We start from the raw sequence: 18,555 nt of genomic DNA on the forward strand, positions 1-18,555 counted from the left end.
TGCTGTTCCTCCTCGAGAGTCCAATCAGAAAACATCTTGTTCTCTCAAATATGGAGCAGCATCGATCATTTTGCAAGCGCATCTGTTGTTACAAGCCCTCTCTATTTTGGACCAAACTTAGGCGTCGGCGCCTGCCAGCAGGTGAGCAGCAAGATCTCGATGGGAGTAGGAATCAAACACTGTCTTACCTCGACTTTGTACATTTTCAACTAAAAACAGGCAGCATAGAGAAGCCGATTGAGCACGGAACGTGGGAGCAATCCAACAGCAGGATCATGGGAGGAGGTTGTATTGCTCTGCAGTTCCCAGATATGGCGTCGCACAGCAGCGAGAACATCATGGAAGGTTGCTGATAAGTAACGCCATCAATTTTCCCCATGCTGGAGCGGTAAACAATGGCCGAAAGAGGGCCAAAACAGTTATAATGGTTTCAGGTAATGGCATGAAACGTCTCCTTGAAGAAAGATATGCTTTGGTTAGCTTTTATCTTACCTCAGCAGAGGGTTCATGCCTTCTTTTTTGGAATGTATAGCAAAAATGTACAAAGTCGAGCTTAGCTCGTGTTTGATTCCCATGATCTTCGCCATCCTGGCGCATGAGTTTTCGCACCGACGCGCCTGCCAGCAGGTGAGCAGCAAGATCCCGCTGGGAGTGGGAATCAAACACTTTGTTAATTGTATGTACATGAAGGAGTGCCAGATAATGCAACCACTATTTACCACCGGCGATGTGGTGTTATTTCAAGGGGATAGTATTACGGATTGGGGACGAGATCGTGAAGATCCTACGCATCTTGGTTCGGGCTATGCTCTGATGGCGGCGGCATGGTTTCAGGCGTTATATCCAGAGCTTGAGGTCCAGTTTATCAATCGTGGCATTGGCGGCAACCGTGTGGTCGATCTTGAAGCACGCTGGCAGCAGGATTGTCTGGATTTGCATCCTGGTTGGGTCTCTTTGTTGATCGGTATCAATGATACCTGGAGACGCTATGATAACGCTGACCCTACCAGTACTCAGCGTTATGAAGATGGATATCGTCGACTACTGGATCGCACTGTTCAGGCTACGCAGGCACGTTTGATTCTCTGTGAGCCTTTTGTGTTACCTTATCCTGCGGGCCGTGAGGTGTGGCGTGAGGATCTTGATCCTAAGATCGCTGTTGTACGTAAAATCGCTCGCGAATATAATGCTATTTATGTTCCCTTTGATGGCATCTTTGCCCAGGTGGCCACGCAACGGGCCCCTGAATTCTGGGCTGCTGACGGGGTCCATCCCACTCCGGCAGGCCATGCACTGATGGCGCAGGCCTGGCTGCGTGCCGTCAAAGCGCTCGCCTGATTCTATTTTGTATGATGTGTCAGGAAGAAGAAGTGAGATAAGAGCTTATAGAGAGCTCTTATGCTTTCTTCTTCCTGGTCCATCGTATTCGTAATTGTTGTAAAAATTCGTTTTCATTTTCCTCTCCTCCTCGTCTTACCCGTTACCTTTCTGTCTATCAATCACTACCTTTTTGTTTTGTTGTTGCGCAACACTAAAGAATAGTCAAGCCGTACCGATATAAAATAACAGGCCAACGATCATATAATTCATGATTGGACCGGCTATGGTTTTTCTTATAGCGATAAACGGCTACCCCGTAACTATGGTTGTGCTTGTTTTTTTGTCACGTTTTATAACAGAGTGTTTGATGGAGGAATCTCTACAATGGCAATTCGGAATATCACTAAAAAAGTAGCTGCTGTTGCTGCTGTTCTGGCTCTGACTGGTTTTCTCGCCTGTGTTCCGTCGCATACAGCACTTCATGCGAGTGCGTACGTACCGAGCGCCAGGACTGCGCCTGCGCCTGCACCTCATGGTGCGCATCATGGAGCGGCACATCATGGAGCGGCACATCACGGAGCGGCGCATCATTAATCCTCTGGATGAGAGATTGTTTGTGAATCAGTAGGTAGCCGTACCTCTCCTGATAAAGAAAACGCTCTGAAGCTATTACTTATGCTTCAGAGCGTTTTCTTATTCGGTATGGGTTTTCTTGATGGCTTTATTCTTCGCCGCGGGTAAGAATTTCGTCAATCAATCCATACTCTACCGCTTGTTGTGCTGACAGATAGTAGTTGCGATCTGCATCTTTTTGAATGCGCTCAATGGGTTGTCCGGTATGCTTGGCAAGAATACCCAATAAGCTCTGACGTAGGCGGATAATTTCGCGGGCTGTAATCTCAATATCTGATGCCTGACCTTCCGCACCACCCAGGGGCTGATGGATCAAGATGGTTGAGTTAGGTAGCGCAAACCGTTTGCCATGGGCGCCAACGGCCAGCAGTACCGCACCCATACTCATCGCCATGCCCATACAGACAGTTGACACGTCTGCTTTTAACGATTGCATAGCATCATAGATGGCAAGTCCCGCATAGATGACGCCGCCCGGGCTATTGACATACATATTAATATCTTTGGTCGGATCTTCATTTTGCAGATAGAGCAATTGACCGACCACGCTATTGGCTACCATATCATCAATTTGCGTCCCTACAAAAATGATACGATCTTGTAATAAGCGTGAGAAAAGATCGTGGCTTACGATGCCGCGTGGTGTTGTCTCGACCACATAAGGGATAATTCCCCTTGGTTCGAGATACTCACGTGACTCTTTGATCCATTTTGGATCGCGAGGATTAAATTTTGTCATATCTTCTCCTGTTGTGGCGTGTGGCGTATTTTCCCTGTTCAAACAATACACGCCTCGCACTCCCTATCACTATGAAGCGCGTACGGATAGCAATTTCAATCGGTGAGATCTGCCTTTATGATACAAGATGGAAACCACATTGTCCAAGAATGAGCGTGTTGTGACGGATTTTCGATGCATGCTCTTTTAAAAAGAGTAGGTACCTCTATTGTATCACCTCAAGGCCCCATTCTAAAAGCTTTATTGCGTTACCAATAAGGTCAGGAGAGCAATGGAGAGAGAAGAATGAAAACAAGACGCGTTGAGTCTATCCAGGGTCTCTGTCCGAAGGCAGAGGAGTGATGCATCAATAGAAGACACAACGCATATCCATAGTATACAAAAGATTATTTGGAAGGCAAAATAGTGTTTGCGATTTATAAAATGTAACCAAAACAGACCAGTGGCTGTCGAGTGATCCAGTATTATCCACGCTTGTGTTATTAGATGTACATGTCATTTTGTATGGACAATCTATACACTGCTTGACGGCAAAACTTACGGATCTCCTTCAAAAAGTGCGGATAAATGGGGGATGGTATTTTGTTAAATCGCAAAACATGATAAGCTAAGGGTATATAAATATACTGGCGGGGATGTTCTATGCTAGTATTAACCATATCTTAATGCTAATCGACTGGCCATGGTTCATTGGTGAACTGTTATTCTCTTAGATGAGTCTAGGGAGAAGTGAATTCTATTGGATACTGTACATGTACAAAGTAGCCCGACAAAACGCCCCCAGGTCGTCATCGTTGGCGCTGGTTTCGCTGGCTTGAATGCCGCAAAAGCCTTAAAAGATGCGCCAGTTGATGTGACTGTCATTGATCGCAATAATCATCATCTTTTTCAGCCTTTGCTCTATCAGGTTGCTACTGCGGTGCTTTCTCCGGCAGACATTTCAGCGCCGATTCGCTCACTCTTGCGCAAGCAGAAAAATACGCGGGTCGTGCTGGCTGAGGTCACAGGTATTGACCGAGATCAGCAATGTGTATTGACTGCCGATGGTCGTGAATTCGCTTACGATTATATTGTCGTGGCGACCGGTGCCAGCCATAGCTATTTCGGCAACGATCAATGGGCCCCTTACGCTCCTGGCATGAAGACAATCGCCGACGCGACTGCGCTTCGCCGCAAGATCTTGCTGGCCTTTGAAGAGGCAGAGCATGAGACTGATCCCGAGCGCCAGCGTGCATTATTGACCTTTATCTTAATTGGCGCTGGCCCTACCGGTGTCGAGATGGCTGGTGCTGTGGCTGAATTGGCCCATGTTGCCCTGGCTCAGGATTTCCGCAACATAGATCCTCGTTCGGCACGCATCATTCTGGTTGAGGCCCTGCCTCGTATTCTGCCAGTCTTTGATGAGGGTCTGGCAAAGAAGGCGCAAGAAGGTTTGCACAACCTGGGCGTTGAAGTGCGCACTGGCTCTGCGGTAGAAGAAGTTAATGAGCATGGTGTCGTGATTGCCGGAAAGCAGATCAACGCGACAACCGTAATCTGGACTGCTGGCGTTTCCGCCTCTCCTGCTGGTAAGTGGCTCGGCGCGGAGACTGATCGCGCGGGTCGTGCTAAAGTTGACCAGTATCTCAATCTGCCGGGTTATCCCAATATTTTCATTGTTGGTGATACCTGTGCTGCTTCACAGGATGGGAAGCCGATCCCCGGAATCGCCCCCGCTGCTATGCAGGGTGGATTGTATGCCGCCTCGGTGATTATTGAACGTGTGGCCGGTAAACCTGCCAGCCATCCTTTCCATTATCATAATCGTGGTAACCTGGCAACAGTTGGACGCTCATTCGGTATTGCCGATCTGGGGAAAATTAAATTTTCTGGTTTCCCGGCCTGGTTATTCTGGATTCTGGTCCATATCATGTTCTTAGTCGGATTCCGTAATCGCTTCCTGGTTCTTTTCCAGTCTCTCTGGGGATATATTACCTTTCAGCGTGGTGCGCGTCTGATTACGCATGATGGTAGTACTTCTGTACGTCAGAAACAAGAAACACCAGAACTTTTGATACGCTAGAGCTTGCCTCTGAACTCTATTTTCGCATATAATCACACAAAGCAAGTAATGTTGTCTTGAGGTGAAGGGATGCGAGAGTTACCAGCAAAGCCCCCCAGGGGCAAGGTTGTCCGTGATCGTTATATTGTAGAGGAACTGTTAGGCCAGGGCGGCTTTGGTGCCGTTTATCGCGTGCGTGATCGCCGTGTAAAAGGCAATATTTTCGCGCTCAAAGAGGTTGACAGTCCTGAACGCCGTCAGCGGGAGAGCGTCCTTTTTGAAGGGGATGTTCTCCGCCGACTGGATCATCCAGCCTTGCCTCGCGTGTATCAGGTGTTTGAGGAGGTGAAGCCCAATCGTGTCTGTATCCTGATGGATTATGTGGCTGGGCCTAATCTTGAGCGGTTGCGCCTCCAGCAGCCAGAGAAGCGTTTTCCTTTACCTCAAATTGTGCGTATGATGACCCCTATTGTCAGTGCGCTCACCTACCTTCATGCTCAACAACCGCCTATTATTCACCGCGATGTTAAGCCTTCAAATATCATTATTCCCACCTCTGGTGAAAGTGCGGTTCTGGTCGATTTTGGGATCGCGAAAGAATATGATCAGGACTCAACTACGACGGCAATTCGACATTGTTCGCCAGGCTATGGTGCACCAGAGCAGTATGTCAGTGGCACGAATCCTCAAACCGATGTCTACGGCCTGGGCGCAACTATTTATACTTTATTGACCGGCACGGTACCGATTGATGCTCTCTACCGTATTACGCGCATGAGTGTGCAGCGTACTGATCCCTTACAACCCCTGGAAGAATTAGAGCCTACTATTCCCACCCCTATCTCAGCTGCTGTCCTGCGGGCCCTGTCAGTCAATAGCAATGATCGTTTTGATACCGTTGAGGACTTCTGGCAGGTATTGTGTGCTGATCTGTCTGTTGATACAGATACTATGGCAGAAGCTAAACCGTTGTCATCCTCTTCCAATCAAGCAGCTTTGCCATTTCCTGAGACTCCTCCTGCAACGCTGAGCGCTGCATCCGCGCTTACTATTGAAGATGTCGCTGATGTGAGAGAGCCCGCGTATACAACCACCAGGGCTACAATAGCACCTGAAGTATCTACCACCTACGAGGAGCCGCAATTATTCTCGCCATCCCAGCCAGGGAAAGCGCAAACTTCGCGACGTTTCTTGCCTTTATTATTGTTTGTTTTACTGCTGCTCATTGGTGGAAGCGCCTTTGCCGTAGCTTCAGGCGTGTTTGCTCCTGCGCAGCCCAGAACTGTTGTGAATCCACCCATAAAGCATACCCCTGCTTCGGTTCAAACTCCCCTGGTTCGTATTACCAGCACTTCTGTTGCGCAGAAGACGCACACTGCAACTCCGGTTGTTACAACAACTTCCGCGCCTCCTCCATCAACTCCTACAACGCCTCCCGTGAGTATGCCGCAACTTGTCGGCGCATATAGTGGAACAATTCATAACCAGCCAGCCAATGTGCAATCGGGTATTGCACTCTCCAGCATCAGGCAATCCCGGGGAACGATTAGTGGCTATCTCTCATTGGGAGCGGGGTTGTTGGGAAGTGGTAATTTTACTGGGAGTGTCGCTACTAATAAGCATATCCAGTTTCTCGTGGATGCCTATCCCACCCTGTTGCCCCTCTTCTTTGAAGGCACTATCCAATCTGATGGGAGCATCAGTGGTACCTATTGTAGTTATCGGAATGGGCAGTGCGATGAAAGCAATGGACATGGCTATGGCACCTGGAGCGTTACGCCTGCCTCTTCTGCATATAACGGTAATCCCATTGCTGCCTCGTTTGCCAGCATTGGTAGTGCCCAACCAGCATCCTTGTACCAGAATCATAGTGCATAACCATATCACCGGTTATGTTCAGCAGCAGCAGCAGCCTGACATATTGCATCTGATTTGTTATTGAACAGATCAGTTTTTTCGTCTTTTAAATGTGATGTTGTGCTATCAGTCCGGGCCAATTTGTGATATACTCCACACGCCACAAAATTAGAAAATGTACGCATGCGCAACGTATTGGGGAGATTATGTTTTACGATCATACTAGGATCTTTGTGAAAGCTGGAAATGGTGGCGATGGGTCTATTCACTTTCGTCGCGAGAAATTTGCTCCATTCGGCGGTCCCGATGGAGGCGATGGCGGGCGAGGTGGTAGTATCTACTTCGAAGCAACTAATGGCTTAAACACTTTAATTGACTATCGCTATAAACAGCAATTTAAAGCTGAATCAGGTGTGGAGGGCGTCCGCCAGAAGATGCATGGGGCAAAGGGTGAGGATATTATCTTGCGTGTGCCTTGTGGGACGGTTATTCGGGATGGCGAGGCAAACACGTTGATTGCGGACTTAACCGAGCCAGGGCAGCGTGTCATGGTGGCCCGTGGTGGTCGCGGTGGTTTGGGTAATGTGCATTTTGCAACCTCAACCCATCAGACTCCTAAAGAATCTCAGCGTGGTGAACCGGGTGAGGAGCGTTGGCTAAACCTTGAACTGCGTGTGATTGCAGATGTTGGTCTGGTTGGCTATCCTAATGCGGGCAAGTCCACCTTGCTTTCAGTGGTATCGGCAGCCCATCCGAAAATTGCGAATTATCCTTTTACGACTCTCGAGCCCAATCTGGGTTTTGTTGAGGTCGGTCAGCCACGTGGTGGCGATGGCTATGGGTTTGTGATGGCAGATATTCCGGGACTCATCGAAGGGGCAGCCCAGGGAGTTGGCCTGGGTCATGAGTTCTTGCGCCATTTGCGCCGTACGCGTATGCTAATCCACATGGTGGATGGTTCCGCTGTTGAGCGAGATCCCTGGCAGGATTTTGAGACGATCAATCACGAATTGCACGAATATGATGCTCAGCTTGGAGCTCGTCCACAACTGGTGGTCCTGAATAAGATGGATGTACCTGAGGCGCAGGAGCGCTGGCCGGAGTTTAAGGCCAAAGTGGAAGCGGCTGGCTATGCAGTCTATGCTATCTCTGCCGCGGCCCATCAGGGTACAAATGAATTGATGGCCGAAGTTTCGCGCCGCTTGCTGGAAATGCAGCGCGATGAAGCCGAACGTGTGGCCGCCGCTGGTATGGTGACTGATCTGCGAGAGGGCGAGAGCCCTATCTTACGACCTCAGGCCGATGATGCCTTTACCGTCACCAAAGAGGCGGGTGTCTATGTTGTAAGTGGCAAGCGTATTGAACGTCTGGTAAATATGACCAACCAGGATAGTGAAGAGAGCATGGATCGCTTGCAGGTACAACTGTCGAAGCAGGGTGTGACAAAAGCTTTGGAAGAAGCTGGCGTTCAGGTGGGCGATACTGTCCGTTTCGGCAAAGTCGAACTCTTCTGGGGCGAGTAGCAAAAAAAAACATGTGACCATGAAGCGCCATTGTTAAGATGGCGCTTTTTATGCATGCTCTTTTTGCTGCACAGGTATGTTATACTAGCAGATGAAGACGGATATATTTGGCATCTTTTCAGCGTGCAAAAAAATGCGCAAAAGCAACGGAATGTGAGAATACTCAGCTCATGGGAGAAACACTCAGCTTATTGTTTCGTACGCATGAGGATAACTCATACGAGGTGCAGATAAGGGAGAGCTGGTCAGGGCATACCGTACGAGGTACATTTGTTCCTCCTTATACACCTAAACAGACAAATGTGTTACAAAAAAAGCTTAATAGCTTGCAGACGAGCGATGACGACTTACGCCAGATTGGGCGACGACTCTTTGATGCTGTGGCAGTTGCAGAACCAGTAAGAGAGCAGTGGCCCCTTTCTGTTCCAGCAGAGTCCTCGGTCCAAAGCGTTTTTCAAAATGTCATCTTGCGCACCCTTAAACGTCGTGGCACTGTGGCGTTAACCCTGATCTTTACCCCAGGATGCGATGAATTTATTCGCTATCCCTGGGAACTTCTCCACAATGGGAATTATTTTTTGATTGCTGCTGGCGTTTTTACCCTCAGCCGTTCCCTCTTGCGTCCCGATGCTCCTGGCGGCTGTGAATTGCCGGTGCATCCACCATTTCGCATACTTTATATCAGTGCCTCGCCAGCTGATTTCGCGCCCTTAGAAACCGAGCGCAGCTTTCAGGCTATGCAAGAGGCGCTGGCTCCCTTGATTGATACTGGCCAGGTTTTTCTTGATCGCCTGGAGCCACCGACATTTGGACAGTTCGTGCGCTACTTTAACTCTTATGGTGGTACCGCTACCTTTGATGATAGCGATACGACGTTGCCTTGCTATGTCGTGCATTTTGATGGGCATGGATCATATGGCAAGCTTTGCCCTCAGGATGATTGTGAGACGATCAATAATCCTGAAGCTCGTAAGTGTTCTGTATGCGGAACTACGTTGAGCCGGATACAGCCTCAGACCTATCTGAGCTTTTGTAATGAAGAAGGCAATAATAGTTTTATTAGTACCCAGGCTCTGCGTGGGATATTGGTAAGTAGCGACGTACGGATGGCAGTTTTCTCTGCTTGCGAAACGGCTACCGTTTCCGATGAGCGTCATGATCCCGATGCATTAGAAGCGACGCAACAATTGACCGCTGTGGATGCAACGCTGGCAACCTCATTGGTGACAGCCCAGGTGCCCGCAGTTGTGGCGATGCCTTTCTCTTTGCAGGATGATCTTAGCCCGACCTTTATGTATCATTTTTATGAGGCTCTAGCAGATGGCCGAACTATCGAGGAAGCTTTGTCGCGAGCTCGCCAGGCGTTATCTTCAATGCAACAACGAAGCTGGTTTATTCCTGTACTATATCGCCACGTGGTTGAAGGTGAGGAGGCTCCTGTAGCCCTTCTGATCAAAGCTGACGCCCATGATAGTCATGCCCATCCCTTGTTGCATCTTGGTCCAGCGCCCTCATTTGTTGGACGGGAACAGGAACTACACGATCTAGAACAATTATTGATTGCTGCGACGACTTCACTGCCAGCGTCAAATGGACGGAACAAGAAAGGGGGGCGTCCCGGTTATCGTCATATTGCTTTGACGGGGGCCCCGGGTATTGGCAAGAGTGCCCTGGCACTGGAAGCGATTCGCCTCAATCGCGATAAATTCATGGGCGGTATCATTGGCATCTCTTTAGAGGATGGTAAATCTCTCCATGATGCCTTGCTTGAAATCGTCCATGCCCTGCCGGTTCCCACACGCAATACTGCCACGATGGATACCGAGCAGCTCATACGCTTAGTTCATGGGACGCTACGTTCGCTCTCCAATCGTGAACTGCAGTGTATGCTGTTGTTGGATAGCTTTGAAGAAGTCAAGGAGCGTAGTGAACTGGATGCCTGGCTACGTTTTCTGGATCTCCTGCCATCTGAGGTTGTGGTTCTGGTGACTTCGCATTCCAATCCTGAAAACATGCTGGTGCTTGAGGGAATATCGTCTCGCTGGTATGAGTATCGCGTCATAAAAATGACTAACCAGGACCTCCTGACTCTCTTCATCGATCTTGCGGAGAGTAGTGGTTTGTATCATCGTATCCGCTTACAAGATCATCAACAACAAGAGATTCTGCGTGAAATTTGTACCCTGTTGGATGGCTATCCATTGGGGGCTGAATTGATTTTTGGAACCGCCCGCTCGATTGGTGGACAAGTTTTTACGCCAGAGGCTGCGACGCGTTCACTGGAAGAGGTCCGTGATGAGCTGTATGATACTCCGTTAGCAGGTATTTATGCCGTGCTTGAGGTCTCTTATCAACGCCTGTCCCCGCCTGCGCGGCTGTTAGTATCCTATCTTGCCGCATTCCGCCTGCCTTTTAATCGTGAGCAGATTGCAATGCTAATCTCGCCAGATACTCTGGTGGCATCCCATGAACCTACGTTGTCGCTGGATGCCCATGCATTTACACCACATGAAACGCTGGCAAGTGATCTGTTGCGACGTTGGCATGCAGCCCGGGATGAATTAGTACAGGCTTCATTCTTAACATTCGATGGACATTTTTATTCGATTCATTCGCAGATTCGACATTTTGCCCTCTCACGTTTGCCGCTAGAGGAGCGTCGCCGCGTGCATCGCGTCGTCGCTGCTTATTACTATTGTCTCGCTCAGCCCGATGCGGACGAGTGGTTGGAAGCCTTTACACATCTGGAAGCTGCAGGAGAAGTCCAGGATTTTCGAGAGGCTGTACGTATCATCTTGCGTGCTGCTGATACCATGGAAGGCGCTGGTCACTACCAGAGCTTGCAAGGATTGTTGCGACGTGCAATCGGTTACGCAACGCGCCTGGGTGATCATACCGAACTGAGACAGCTCCAATATCGGCTTGGTCGTTTGTTGCGTCAATTGGGACACTATGCTGAGGCGGGAGCTTGTTTAAGGAGTAGTTTGCTGTTACATCAACAGTATCCTGAAGAGGGAATGTATATCGGATTGGTCCTTTGTGAACTGGCTCTCCTCTTTTACGATGAAGGGGATTTTTCCCAGGCTCGGCTACATATCCAGCGTGTTGAGGAATACTCGAAAGAGACGAGAAATGCTCAGGTTTGTTATATCCTTGGCATGATTCATTATGGACAAGCCCACTATTCAGAGGCCCTGATGCAATTTGAAGAGGCGATGACAGCTTTCTCTCAGGAGGGTGATATCCCTGGTCGTGCGCGTGCGACTCATCAGCGTGCGAATGTCGAATTGTGCCTGGGACATTATTCACGGGCTCTGCGGGATTGTGAGGAGGCTTTCCGTCTCTTTCATGAATTGAAACGTCCAACTGATCAAGCATGGGTGCAACTCACGAAATGCTCGCTTCAGGTGCAGCAGGGCAAACTGGGGCAGGCTGAAAAAGCTGGTCTGGAACTCCTGACACGTTTTCGTGACTATCAGCTTCCGCGCGGGGTAGCAGTTGTCTTACGCCTGCTTGGAGATATTGCTGCCCGCAAGCAAGACACTATCCATGCACACACATATTATAACGAAGCGCAAACACTATTGACACCGCTGGGCTGTCGGATTGATCAAGCCCTTACCTGTAATGCCAACGGGAAGCTTTCTCTTGCTGAGGGAACCTATCTGGATGCCAGAGAATACTACGAGCAAGCTCAATCCATCGCTGAGATATGCGATACGCAGCATATCAATGCCATGGCCTGTTATGGACTGGCAGAAGTTGCGCGTAACATGCGCCAATGTGAGGATGCACGCTGCTATTATCTGGAAGCCGACCACATCCTGCAAGAATTGCATATAGACAGAGGGCGACGTCAAATCCTCTATGGATTGGGATTGCTCTATGAGGCTGAACAAAAATATGCTACAGCGCTTTCCGCCTGGTTACAAGCTCAAGCGTTTGCAGAAGATGGTGAGGCTCCCACACAGGAGCAATTGCAGGAGCGTATCACCACATTGAATATGCAGCATGATCTTGGAGTTGAACAAAGTCAGTTGCATAGACATTCTCGCTCTTCATAATGCCATCTCATGCGTTGATAGAATATGATAAAATTCTATTTTTGGATTTAAATTCTGTGGATACTGGGACGAGCGAGTAGCAGAAAAAGCGTATAGCCCCCAACCAGACTGGCACTGGCAATGACGGTTAGAGGACCCCCAATGGCGGTAATAGCGGCGCTGGCGGGGAAGTCTCCTAGCGGTCGCACACCCATAATACAGAGTGTATTCAGGCTCATGACGCGTCCACGCATCTGTGGTGGAACACGCGTTTGCATCAGTGTGATGGTTGTGGCGCCAATGCCATTCTGTCCAATTCCCAGACAGGTAAGTGCCACGCAAGAGAGCCAGAAATTCTTGCTGATGGCGAATATCAGTAATGAGATTGACCAGACAAAAAATGAGATCAGCAACAGCCATCCTTTCTGTTGAAAGTTCCCTAATGATGCAACCAGTAAAGCCCCCAGAATCACGCCCAATCCCGAGGCTGAGAAGAGAATACCTAACTGTGCATCCTGGATATGGAGTATCCCGGTTGCGAAAACAGGTAAGATTAATGAGGTTGATGGGCCAAAGAAGAGCATTGCAGCATAGCCTGATAAGATCCATGGAAGGGCTGCATCTTTAGAGATCACACCCAGCGAGGCACGAATCGACTCAAGCATTGGTCCACGTTTTGTACTTGCCTGCTCAAGTAATGCTTCCGGCACATGGAGCGAATAGAGGACAAAGAGGACGCCAAAGAAGCTGATAGCGTTAAGAAAGAAATTGCCCGCATAGCCAATCAAAGGATAGTGGAGGTGGAGGGTATTTCCCCAGTTAGCAAAGATACCAATCATACTCCCGGCCAGAGCTGGACCGATAAAGGCCGATCCATTGAAGACAACTGATTGAAGCGAAATGGCATTCATCAAATCTTCCTTTGGTACCAGAAGCGGCACCAGTGATGAGCGCGTTGGCTGATCAAAGCTCAAAACCGTGCCTGAGCAGAAGGCCAGTAGCACAATCATCCAGACTTGAATCAAGCCTGTAATCGTCAAGATGCCAAGGATGAGCGCCAGCAACATGGATAGACTTTGGGTGACTAACAAAAACTTGCGTTTATCGATTTTGTCGGCTACGCTACCGCCGATCAGAGCGAACAAAAAGAATGAGCTTGCTTGCGCGAGCGAGACAGCTCCCAGGGATAGAGGTGATCTTGTTAAACGTAGAACAAGTAAGCTCTGCGCGATAATTTGCATCCAGGTACCTACCGAGGAAACAATCAGGCTAATCCAGAGCAAGCGGTAATCACGATTCTGGAGGGCTTTAAAGGTCTGGAAACGTGGTATGCGTCGTGTTGGTTCATGTCGTTGCTCAAGTTGTGTTGCAGTCATCCGCTTGGACATCCCATCTACTGAATAATTTATGAGACTATAATATACGCAAAAGCATGTGCATAGCATAGAGAAATGAACTTCTTTATCGTAACTATCCCATAGACGGCTGAAATTTGCAAGATGGGGCAAAGTATGTGGAGCTTTCTCTGGTTATCTCATTTCAACTGGCATGATAAAAAGAGGAAAAGCCCATCAATAAAATGGGCTTTTCCTCTTTTTATCATGCCAGTGAACCTGGTGGCGAGATTTATTTGTCCTGCGCGTGATGTAGCACAGGTCCGGCTTCCTCTGTAGGCTTATCATCAGTTGTTGTGTCAGCTACCTGTTCTATCGTTGTTTGACGTTTCTTCTGGCTGACTGAATCATTTCCCGTGTTTTCACGCTTTTTGGAAGAGACATTCACCTCTTCGTCATTGCTTTCAATAGGATAGTTTTGGGAGTGCGACGTCCAGACGATATTCGGACCGTTGCGTGTTTCTTCCTGGCTGACCGGCTCATAAGGATTAGGCAGATCGGCAGGCGGTAAATTCCCTTCCAGAATTGGTTCTTGTGTTTGCCGGAGAATATCCTGTCGACGTAAGGGCTGGGTGGCTTGATTTTCTAGTGTTAACTGGTTATCCACTTCGTTGAGCAAATGGACAATCTCAGGGCGTAACACGCGGTTTCGTTCTGGAATACGGGTCCATTGTGCTAGCGCTGCAGGATAGTAGCCAGCACGATAGCAGTAGAGTCCCAGCATTGCGCGGGCATCGAAGATTGTCATGCGTTGCCAGAGGGCCAACTCTTCCGCTGGCGTCTCAATGACATCCTCACTGGCTTCTGTAACCTCAACCATATGGTAGAGTTTAATTCTCATAATAGCGAATGGATAGCCATAATAGAGCGCCAGGCGCTGGCGTCGTGTTCGACCATCTGAATGCTTGCCAACAAAATAATTCTTTGACCATGAGCCACTTGACCAGATGAGAATTGCCAGTAAGAGAATTAAAAAACGACCAATATAACGCTGCCAGGAGAAGGGAACCAGGCTGACGACAATACCTAATGCCGCAAAACAGGCTCCCAGAGCCCAGGCTGCATAGACCAGCCTCCGCCGATCCCAGCCCAGTAGATCAAAGTGATGATGCAGTGGGGTTGCTAGAAAGGGAAGCGGGAACTCGGTATGCGGGACGAACTTGTTGGTATTTGCGAAACGTAAGATCGTGAGATAGCGGCGGAAGAAACGGGTTAGCAGACGAGCTGAGATTAATGCTGAAAGACCTTCCAGCACGAAGGCGCCACCGATCATCAGCAAGAGGGTCTCGTTACGTGAGAAGATTGCAATCATCGATAGCAGACCACCCATACCCAGGGCACCGCTATCTCCCATGATAATCTTTGCACGGCGTGTTGCGTGTCCACGGCGTGCCGACCAGGCGGAGGGCCAGTTGAGTGGGAGATACCCGAGTACACCACCGGCACCCAGCAAAGCCAGCACTTCGAGTACCACACCGTTTGGTTGTGTACCGACCAGACCGGTTACCACAATGCCAATACCCAGTGAGGCGCTAAAGACCAGTCCACCAGCCAGTCCATCCAGGCCATCGCTAAAGTCCACCGAAATTGAAGTCAGACTGCCCACTACACCCGTCATGAGCATCAAGAAAATTAACCAGCCATAGTAGGAGACTGGATTGCCAGCTACCGAGCAGATTTCACTGTGACCAGGAATCGGCCTTGGACAGAGAAAAGTATTCAGGATGGGAAGATCTTTCCAGAGGCTGTATGATATCTGTCCGCTCTGGGGGAGTAAGAAGAAATAAAGGGCTGCGGCCACCGCTCCTACGAGAAAGACGGCAGAGAATTTAAAGATTTCTGAAATACCCTCATTGCGATAGACTTTACGCCAATCATCGATAAAGCCAACCAGCATATAGCCGAGCATTGCACCCAATGCGATCAGTAGCAAGATCCATTGATCAGTGGAAAAATGGAGAAGATAGCCAGCGCCAATACCGATGCCAATAATGGCGATGGTAAAGGCTGGTCCACCTACCAGGGGGAGCTCAACTGTTCTTATCTCGCGTTTCCCGGTTGGCATATCAGCACGATGAGTACCTGGTTTATGCTCACCACTCCGGAACTTGGGAAAGAGTATCCGTGCAGCCTGGCAGAGCAAGAGGCTAACGAACGCACAGACGATAAATACGAGTAGTAATATCCACGGTGAATTTTGATTCATAAATACTCCCAAGACGAAATGATGGCTCTGGCATTGTCCAGAGAGGGAATGCACTCGCTATCGCAACATTGGTCATAGCTGAGACCGGGAAAGAGTTGTGGTGAGTGTACGATGAAAAGGTGGTGTTGATATCTCACGCGTGCTCACCTTGCTTCCGCAGTTGTTCACGGGCCACACGACGGTCGTCCCAGGGGATTTTCTCACGACCCATGATGATGCTCTGCTCATGCCCTTTGCCCGCGAGTAAAACAGTATCACCTGCTTGCGCACGTGCGAATGTTGCGGCAATAGCCTGTGTGCGATCTGCTATACACAGAAAATCCTGCCCCTCGTGTTTGCCGACTGACTCTGCTCCTGCCGCGATCTCATGCAAGATCTTTTCTCGATCTTCATCGCGTGGATCTTCATCCGTGATGACAAAGAAGTCGGCCTGTTCAGCAGCGATATGTCCCATAATCGGACGTTTTTGTAGGTCGCGCTCACCCGCGGAGCCAAAGACCACCATCAGCTTGCCCGTTGTCAGGGGGCGTAGGGTCTGAAGCACTTTCGTCAGACTATCCGGCGTGTGAGTATAATCTACAATCACCGCGTAGGGTTGTCCTTCGTTGATACTCTCCATGCGGCCTGTGACGCCTGGGACGCTTGCCATACCACGCTCGATATCCGCAATCGAGATGCCCTGACTGTAAGCTGTTGCAATCGCAGCCAGGCTATTGCTCACATTGAACTTGCCAACCAGACGCGTCTCGATATTGGCTTCACCCTCTGGTAGAATGACACGGAAACGGGTGCTATGAGCCTGTAATTGCAGATCTACCGCTCGCACTGCGGCTTCTGGTGAATCAATCCCATAATCGAGGATAGGTACCTGGCAGTATGGTTTGAGTACCTCATAGCTCACATCATCCCGGTTTAAGATCGCTACTGGATGGCTGCCAAGTCCTTTATCACGTTGAGGATCAAGCATCTCAAACAGGCGAGCCTTGGCACGTCGGTACGCATCGATGGTTTTATGAAAGTCCAGATGCTCATGGGTAATATTTGTTACGACCCCGACATCGAAATTGCAGCCATGGACCCGACCAAGTTCCAGACCATGTGAGGTTGCTTCTACAATTGCATAAGGAACCTCGGATATACGGAGTCGCTGTAAGAACTCCTGGATTTCCAGGGCCTCTAACGTGCTTTGCCGTGTCGTGTTCTCCCATTCCTCTCCATCTAACTTAAAGTTTGCTGTCGTCATCAAGCCGTTGCGACGTCCCGCTACCTGAAAGAGTGTACTGATCAGATTGCTGGTTGTCGTTTTTCCATCTGTTCCTGTAACGCCGATTGTGCACAGATGATCGGCGGGATAGTCATAGAAGGTACAGGCTAGATTTGCCAGGGCGATACGTACATCGGGTACTTCAAGATAAGGGAGGGGTAAGTCCTGAGTTCCCACTGGCAGTTTTTCCCCAATAGCCAGCAGTGCTCCTCGAGCAGCAGCATCGGCTAAGAAACGCCGACCATCCGTATGTGTACCAGGAACCGCCACGAAGAGACCATTAGTCGTCACCTTGCGCGAGTCGTAGGCGATAGATGTCACGTCGCTCGTATCAGCAAGCGTTGGTGTTGTGTGTGCGCTCCATGAAGTGTCTTCAAGCGCAGCCAGTAAAGTATGTAATTGCATAAGTATCTTTTACCATCAATATATTTTTAAGTATGGGAAACCCGCCTCTGGCGGGAACTTAGTAATAAATCGTTCGTGTACGGTGATAAGGATGCATTGCATCGGATTGTTGTCCGAGCAACCAGAGTCGCATATCAATCTCAGCCGCCGTCACCCGTCGGCCTTGTTGTTGAAGAGCCCGGCGAAGCAATTCGCAGGCCCAGATGGTGCAGGCGCGTATCTCAACCTCTTCCTCGCTTCCAGCCGGAATGAGTTCTTGATTGTCGACACGTTGGGCGAGCTCTGTCTGGTATTCAAGTACATTATAATCGCGCAGCACCTGTGGGAGTTTATAATCGGCAAAAATGGTTAATTGGTCCTGATTTGTAATGGCTCCCCATCCTTTTCCATGAAACGAGCCGCTGATATCTGCTATCGTAATCTGAGCTCGTTTAAGAAAACGTACTGCACTCCCGCGATAGATCGCCACATCCCGAAAGGATGGAAAATAGCGCTCGAGTAAAAGAACGAGTTGGATAGCGTTTCTACCGGATTGCGCGATAGCTTGCGTAAATTGTCCCGCGTAGCGTTCCAGTAAGACTCGTCCAACTTCTCGTGCGTGTTGTACGCGTTGTTCAAAGAGAGGAATCGTCCCTGTGCCGCGAAAGATGTGCGCGACAGTGGCTTCTGAAATTGTACTTAAATAGTTAGCATCCCAGAGAGGAAGTTCCTCTTCTACCGCCCGTTTGAGAGCCGCTGCCTCCGCCCAATAACCATTAAGCGTCTGACCCTGGTACTCGATCGTCCAGCGATCCTGCCCCTTTTCTGCCCAGAAACAGAAATTCAGTGCGTCCAATACTAACAACCAGTTTACCGTACGCGCCGTGCCATCTGAGAAGTGGTAACGTTCATCCCATAAAGAAGCCGCACTTTGGCGTGCAGGAGCATTATCCTGAAGCCATAGTTGACTGAGATGGTCGATAGGTGCTGGATTGATTTTTACGTGCGCACTTCGTTCAACCACCTTGTGGACGCTGCTTAAGATGCCTAATGGATCTGTCATGGATAACATGTAACGCTCATTTTCTGCAGCATCGTTATGCGAACTACTATACTCTGCCATCGCCACACCTCTCTACAATTTCCGCTTC

At 49.3% G+C, this 18,555-nt stretch carries 11 protein-coding genes; 6 read left to right on the forward strand and 5 right to left on the reverse strand.

Features of this window, described 5'->3' with window-relative positions; all coding sequences use genetic code 11:
- Positions 1-702 precede the first annotated feature (702 nt).
- Together F1593_RS06175 and F1593_RS06180 are read left to right on the forward strand one after the other, a co-directional pair.
- On the forward strand, positions 703-1,338 hold the full coding sequence (locus F1593_RS06175) for an SGNH/GDSL hydrolase family protein (RefSeq protein WP_149400682.1): 636 nt from the start codon (positions 703-705) through the stop codon (positions 1,336-1,338).
- A 366-nt stretch (positions 1,339-1,704) separates the two neighbouring features.
- The gene (locus F1593_RS06180; RefSeq protein WP_149400683.1) at positions 1,705-1,914 is read left to right on the forward strand and encodes a hypothetical protein; all 210 of its coding nucleotides are present in this window, start codon (positions 1,705-1,707) and stop codon (positions 1,912-1,914) included.
- Positions 1,915-2,041: 127 nt separating this feature from the next.
- Here the strand turns inward: F1593_RS06180 and F1593_RS06185 are convergent, their stop codons facing one another.
- Positions 2,042-2,692 (reverse strand): ATP-dependent Clp protease proteolytic subunit, encoded by a 651-nt coding sequence (locus tag F1593_RS06185; protein WP_149400684.1) that lies wholly within the window; start codon positions 2,690-2,692, stop codon positions 2,042-2,044.
- Between the two features lie 739 nt (positions 2,693-3,431).
- On the opposite strand from F1593_RS06185, the gene F1593_RS06190 reads away from it, so the two are divergent.
- From F1593_RS06190 to F1593_RS06205, 4 genes are all read left to right on the forward strand, one after another.
- The gene (locus tag F1593_RS06190) at positions 3,432-4,754 is read left to right on the forward strand and encodes an NAD(P)/FAD-dependent oxidoreductase (protein WP_172631908.1); all 1,323 of its coding nucleotides are present in this window, start codon (positions 3,432-3,434) and stop codon (positions 4,752-4,754) included.
- Positions 4,755-4,823: 69 nt separating this feature from the next.
- Entirely contained in the window at positions 4,824-6,611 is a 1,788-nt protein-coding gene (locus F1593_RS06195) for a serine/threonine protein kinase (RefSeq protein ID WP_149400686.1), read from the forward strand.
- Between the two features lie 185 nt (positions 6,612-6,796).
- Positions 6,797-8,113 (forward strand): GTPase ObgE, encoded by a 1,317-nt coding sequence (gene obgE / locus F1593_RS06200; RefSeq protein ID WP_149400687.1) that lies wholly within the window; start codon positions 6,797-6,799, stop codon positions 8,111-8,113.
- A gap of 170 nt (positions 8,114-8,283) precedes the next feature.
- The gene (locus F1593_RS06205) at positions 8,284-12,177 is read left to right on the forward strand and encodes a CHAT domain-containing protein (RefSeq protein WP_149400688.1); all 3,894 of its coding nucleotides are present in this window, start codon (positions 8,284-8,286) and stop codon (positions 12,175-12,177) included.
- A 47-nt stretch (positions 12,178-12,224) separates the two neighbouring features.
- On the opposite strand, the gene F1593_RS06210 is transcribed toward F1593_RS06205, so the two are convergent.
- From F1593_RS06210 to F1593_RS06225, 4 genes are all read right to left on the reverse strand, one after another.
- Positions 12,225-13,532, reverse strand: coding sequence for an MFS transporter (locus tag F1593_RS06210; protein WP_172631909.1), 1,308 nt, complete (start codon positions 13,530-13,532; stop codon positions 12,225-12,227).
- A 250-nt stretch (positions 13,533-13,782) separates the two neighbouring features.
- Positions 13,783-15,756 (reverse strand): MraY family glycosyltransferase, encoded by a 1,974-nt coding sequence (locus tag F1593_RS06215; protein WP_149400690.1) that lies wholly within the window; start codon positions 15,754-15,756, stop codon positions 13,783-13,785.
- 133 nt (positions 15,757-15,889) lie between these two features.
- A complete protein-coding gene (locus F1593_RS06220; RefSeq protein WP_149400691.1) occupies positions 15,890-17,425 on the reverse strand; it encodes a UDP-N-acetylmuramoyl-L-alanyl-D-glutamate--2,6-diaminopimelate ligase in 1,536 nt (511 codons plus the stop codon).
- Positions 17,426-17,483: 58 nt separating this feature from the next.
- Complete coding sequence (locus tag F1593_RS06225; RefSeq protein WP_216368796.1) at positions 17,484-18,527, reverse strand: queuosine 5'-phosphate N-glycosylase/hydrolase; 1,044 nt, start codon at positions 18,525-18,527, stop codon at positions 17,484-17,486.
- Positions 18,528-18,555 lie beyond the last annotated feature (28 nt).

Source organism: Dictyobacter arantiisoli, from assembly GCF_008326305.1.
Classification (GTDB): Bacteria; Chloroflexota; Ktedonobacteria; order Ktedonobacterales; family Ktedonobacteraceae; genus Dictyobacter; species Dictyobacter arantiisoli.

Bases quoted from the DNA above. Each gene is read 5' to 3' on its own strand.
- F1593_RS06210 (WP_172631909.1), bottom strand. From the start codon at position 13,532: ATGACTGCAACACAACTTGAGCAACGACATGAACCAACACGACGCATA.
- F1593_RS06180 (WP_149400683.1), top strand. From the start codon at position 1,705: ATGGCAATTCGGAATATCACTAAAAAAGTAGCTGCTGTTGCTGCTGTT.
- F1593_RS06215 (WP_149400690.1), bottom strand. From the start codon at position 15,756: ATGAATCAAAATTCACCGTGGATATTACTACTCGTATTTATCGTCTGT.
- F1593_RS06175 (WP_149400682.1), top strand. From the start codon at position 703: ATGCAACCACTATTTACCACCGGCGATGTGGTGTTATTTCAAGGGGAT.
- F1593_RS06195 (WP_149400686.1), top strand. From the start codon at position 4,824: ATGCGAGAGTTACCAGCAAAGCCCCCCAGGGGCAAGGTTGTCCGTGAT.
- F1593_RS06205 (WP_149400688.1), top strand. From the start codon at position 8,284: ATGGGAGAAACACTCAGCTTATTGTTTCGTACGCATGAGGATAACTCA.
- F1593_RS06225 (WP_216368796.1), bottom strand. From the start codon at position 18,527: ATGGCAGAGTATAGTAGTTCGCATAACGATGCTGCAGAAAATGAGCGT.
- F1593_RS06185 (WP_149400684.1), bottom strand. From the start codon at position 2,692: ATGACAAAATTTAATCCTCGCGATCCAAAATGGATCAAAGAGTCACGT.
- obgE (WP_149400687.1), top strand. From the start codon at position 6,797: ATGTTTTACGATCATACTAGGATCTTTGTGAAAGCTGGAAATGGTGGC.
- F1593_RS06220 (WP_149400691.1), bottom strand. From the start codon at position 17,425: ATGCAATTACATACTTTACTGGCTGCGCTTGAAGACACTTCATGGAGC.